This is a genomic window from Cupriavidus sp. WGlv3 (genome assembly GCF_023952475.1).
GTDB classification, from domain to species: domain Bacteria; phylum Pseudomonadota; class Gammaproteobacteria; order Burkholderiales; family Burkholderiaceae; genus Cupriavidus; species Cupriavidus phytorum.
Window position 1 is genome coordinate 1 of the sequence record NZ_JALHRX010000063.1, and the last position, 3887, is coordinate 3887.

2 protein-coding genes and 1 pseudogene are annotated in these 3887 nt (G+C 52.5%); 2 read left to right on the forward strand and 1 reads right to left on the reverse strand.

The window, feature by feature from the left end; translation table 11 throughout:
* Positions 1-18: 18 nt before the first annotated feature.
* Positions 19-460, reverse strand: a pseudogene (locus MKD38_RS30240) (transposase DNA-binding-containing protein); the annotation flags it as partial.
* Between the two features lie 553 nt (positions 461-1013).
* Here MKD38_RS30240 and MKD38_RS30245 point away from each other — a divergent pair.
* Positions 1014-2030: an ABC transporter substrate-binding protein gene (locus MKD38_RS30245; protein ID WP_232348028.1), complete on the forward strand. Its 1017-nt coding sequence runs from the start codon at positions 1014-1016 to the stop codon at positions 2028-2030.
* Positions 2030-3856: a sensor histidine kinase gene (locus MKD38_RS30250; protein WP_012354625.1), complete on the forward strand. Its 1827-nt coding sequence runs from the start codon at positions 2030-2032 to the stop codon at positions 3854-3856. Before MKD38_RS30245 ends, MKD38_RS30250 begins: the two co-directional genes overlap by 1 nt.
* Positions 3857-3887: the final 31 nt, after the last annotated feature.

The window sequence follows — 3887 nt, forward strand, 5'->3', positions numbered from 1 at the left end:
GTTTTACATCGGCGCTAACACATAGACAAGTCGTGTGGCTGGCAGTGCGGCCGCCTGTTCCGCGACCCGCTCATATCCTTCGATCCAGCGGGTACTTTCCTTGATGCTGGGGCGCACTCCATCCGCACTCTTCGGCTCGCGTGCCCACATGTAAGCATAGAGCACGCCAGGCGGTTCGCGCGATGGCGATACAGCGTAAGTCGGCCAAGACAGTGATAGTCTGACCGTTAAAGTCCAGTTCCGTAGTGTCTTGGATCCAGAGCACCACTTCGCATGCCCGCATCCGCTCGGCCTAACTCTGGCAGTGGGGCGCCAGAATATCGCGCCAGTCCAGTTCATCCTGCGCCAGGAAGCGGTACGCCGCAGCCGTTTCCGCCCAGCCGCCGCATGCGCTGGGTATGCTTGCCGTCGGTTTCTCTGCGATGCTATCGCTAGCTAGCAGCACCGCCCGCTTGTTCAGGCGCTAGTCGCCCAAGTCAATGTCCTTGAATTCTGCCGCCGCCCAACTCGTTGCCTCTCCCTGCATGTGCCGGTCCATTTGGGGGTTGGGCCCCCAAGCGTTACGCATGTGGTTTTCTCCGCCTTACGATCGTTCACCTGGTCATAGAATGCATGATGCGGTAGACGAACCTTTTGTCGAAGTGCAGGATATGCCACTGAAATGAAAATCCCGCATAATTCTCAAGCTGCAATTATCATCAACATGTAGAGTGCCTCTTAGGGCTTAAGACCTACTGAAGCTGTCGCCCTACTCGTACGATTTTTTTGGCTGCTGCCAATACCATCGCTACTATTCTGACGTGCGCTCTCTATAGAAATGAAATCCGACGGGTAATACAATCTACCGGCCGCTTCAGAGCACGTTTCGAGCTGCCGCCCCCATAGCGCTTAGATGGTTTGATAGAACCTAAATTTCGAAAATGAATCGCAGAGAGATGCTCCGCGCCGGAGCGTATGCCGGGCTTGTAAACATGATACATTCGACACATGCATTCGAACGGCGGCCCCACGTTGTGTTTCTCAACCCCGGCGAATCCGCTGAACGTGGCACCGGTCAACATTGGCAATTGGTGTCCAGTTTTATGGGCATGGCCGCAACGACGTTTAATATGCAACTGGAGGTGTTGTACGCAGAGCGTGATCATTTACTCATGCAGCGCCAGGCGGAGGAAGTTGCCCGACGTAGTTTTCCCCCAGACTACGTAATCATTGTCAACGAGAAGATGGCCGCACAACAAATGCTTAAAGTGTTGGCTCACTCACCGTCCAAAATATTAGTTATTCACAACGATCTGACGTCCGAACAGCGCCAGTACGTCGGCAATGAACGGGAAAAAATTTCGAACTGGATCGGCACATTAACGGCGAACGCCGAGTTGGGCGGATTTCGCCTGATGGAGTTTTTATATCAACGACTCGGCCGACGAGAGGTTAATGTTATTGGAATAACTGGGGATCCTAATACACCAGTCTCGCTGGAAAGGGCTGCCGGGGTCGCCACCTTCCTGAATCAAACGGCAAATGGGCGCATCTGTCAGTTGGTTTTTAGTGACTGGAGTCGAGCCGATAGCCACCAAAAGGCTCGCGTACTGCTGGCACGGTACCCCGAAGCCAATGTCATGTGGGCCGCCAATGACACTATGGCACTGGGTGCACTTGATGCCGTCAAGCTTAACAACGCCCATGTTCTGGTAGGCGGCATGGGAGCTTTGAAAGAAGCGCTTGAAAGCGTGATTCATGGCGGCCTTGCGGGCATCGTAGCAGGCGATTATTTTGTCGGTGCTTGGGCAATGGTACTGCTATACGATTATCACTGGGGCAAGGATTTTGCGAAACATGGGGGGCCGCGTCTAAAACTCGACTATCTTGGCATTATCGAGCGCACGAACGCCAGACGTTTTTCCGATGTCGTTTTTAGACGAATCGAAGCCTTTGACGTTAGACCCTATTCAAAGCATTTAAATCAACGGGAAGGCTCCTATGATTTCGATCTTAAGCATCTTTTAAAAACTACGACCAGAAGCCTCTGATGCGTGTGCGTGCCAAATTTTCGCTGAGGTCCCTAAATCTTCATACCAAGTTGATGCTTTCGCTTGTCGTGCTTGTCGCAGCTGTCGCCGGAACTTCAGCTTCTATGTTAGTAGAACACGAGCGCAACAGCCGACTTCTCGCACTAGGGGACCGGGCCACAAGAATTGCTGACCTTTTCAGCCAATCGCTTGTTCTGCCTTTATGGAACGTTGATCTTCGCGCAATCGAAAACCAACTCGCCGCGCTTGCACCCAACCCTGAAGTTGCCGAGTTTACGGTTACCGCGGCAGGCTACGGAACGGTAGCTACTGTAAAAGGTTCCCGTCACTTAAACGACGGCGAAAGCGTTGTACGTGTACGAGCAATTGAATATGATCCGCCCGGAAACGCACCGAAAGAGAAAATCGGGGAAATTCGAGTCGTACTAACCAAGGCTGTCGCTCAGGAGGCAATCAACCGCGCCCGGCAGGCCATCTTTGCGATTATGGCAGCGCTCCTAGCAGTGCTTTACGCTGCTAGCTTCCTCCTCCTGAAGCGCATGGTCCGCAGCCCCGTCAATGGCCTCGAAAAGATGGTCGATAAGATTTCTGGTGGAGATCTTGATGCGAGATGCGAGGTGAAATCTGGCGACGAGCTCGGGCGTCTCGCCGTGCGAATCAATTACATGGCCGATCAGCTTCGTACATCGACACTGCTTCTTCAAAAAAGCGAGAGAAAGTACCGTAGCATCGTGGAGAATGCTGTCGAGGGTATATTCCTCCTCGATCAAGCTGGAAATCTTGCCGAAGCCAATCCCGCGATGGCTCAACTGCTTGGCTATGACAACGCGTGTGATTTGACTGTGTCTGCAGAAAGCGATGGTCGACCAAAAAGCCCCTTTTCTCTCAGCCTAACTGCGACTTTGTTCAAGACCCTGAACGTCGATGGCGAAATTCGCGGCCTCGAACTTCAGTTGAGTCGGCTTGATGGAACACCTATATGGGTCCAATTGAATGCACGCGGCCTAATGGGAAGCGAAGGTAGCCTTCGTTATCTCGAAGGATTGCTCACCGATGTGACCGCCCGCAAGCATGCCTTGGAAGATTTGCAATTGCAGCGCGATAGGCTAGAGCTAGAGGTGAGCGAGCGGAAATGGACCGAACTCGAATTGCTAGCATCCCGGGAGCGTCTCCAACAATTACATGCGCATCAGGAAGCGATTCGGGAGGAGGAAAGGAAGTGCATAGCCATGGAAATCCACGATGAACTAGGGCAGCTTTTAACAGCCCTAAAAATGGACCTCTCCTTATTAAGCATGCAATTGCCGACGGGATCTGGTGTGATTCAGAAGGCTGAAGAGATGCGCGAATTGATTGAACAAACCATTCGCATTGTGCGAAATGTAGTGAGTCACCTGCGACCCACAGCATTGAACTATGGTCTCGCGTCCGCATTGGAATGGCTCGCTGCAGACTTTAGCCGCCACACCAAGATTCCGTGTCGATTCCAATCCACTCACCCCGAACCAAATCTTCCTGACCCTCGTGCGACGGCAATTTTTCGTATCGTTCAAGAATCACTTACCAATGTTGCCCGCCACGCCAAAGCTTCCCAAGTCGATGTCACACTTGCCAATACAGACGCCGGTATCGAAGTGATCATCAGGGACAACGGGCAGGGATTCAACGTTGTTTCTGCGCGCGCCGGATATTCATATGGATTACACGGTATGGCGGAACGCGCTCGCCTAATTGGCGCGCAGCTAGAAGTTCACAGCAAGCCAGATCGCGGTACCCTAATAAGACTGCGACTTCTGGAAACCTTTGAAAAACCTCAATCCCATTAATCGAGAATCCGAGATGATTCGCCTGGAAGTC

Bases quoted from the DNA above. Each gene is read 5' to 3' on its own strand.
- MKD38_RS30250 (WP_012354625.1), top strand. From the start codon at position 2,030: ATGCGTGTGCGTGCCAAATTTTCGCTGAGGTCCCTAAATCTTCATACC.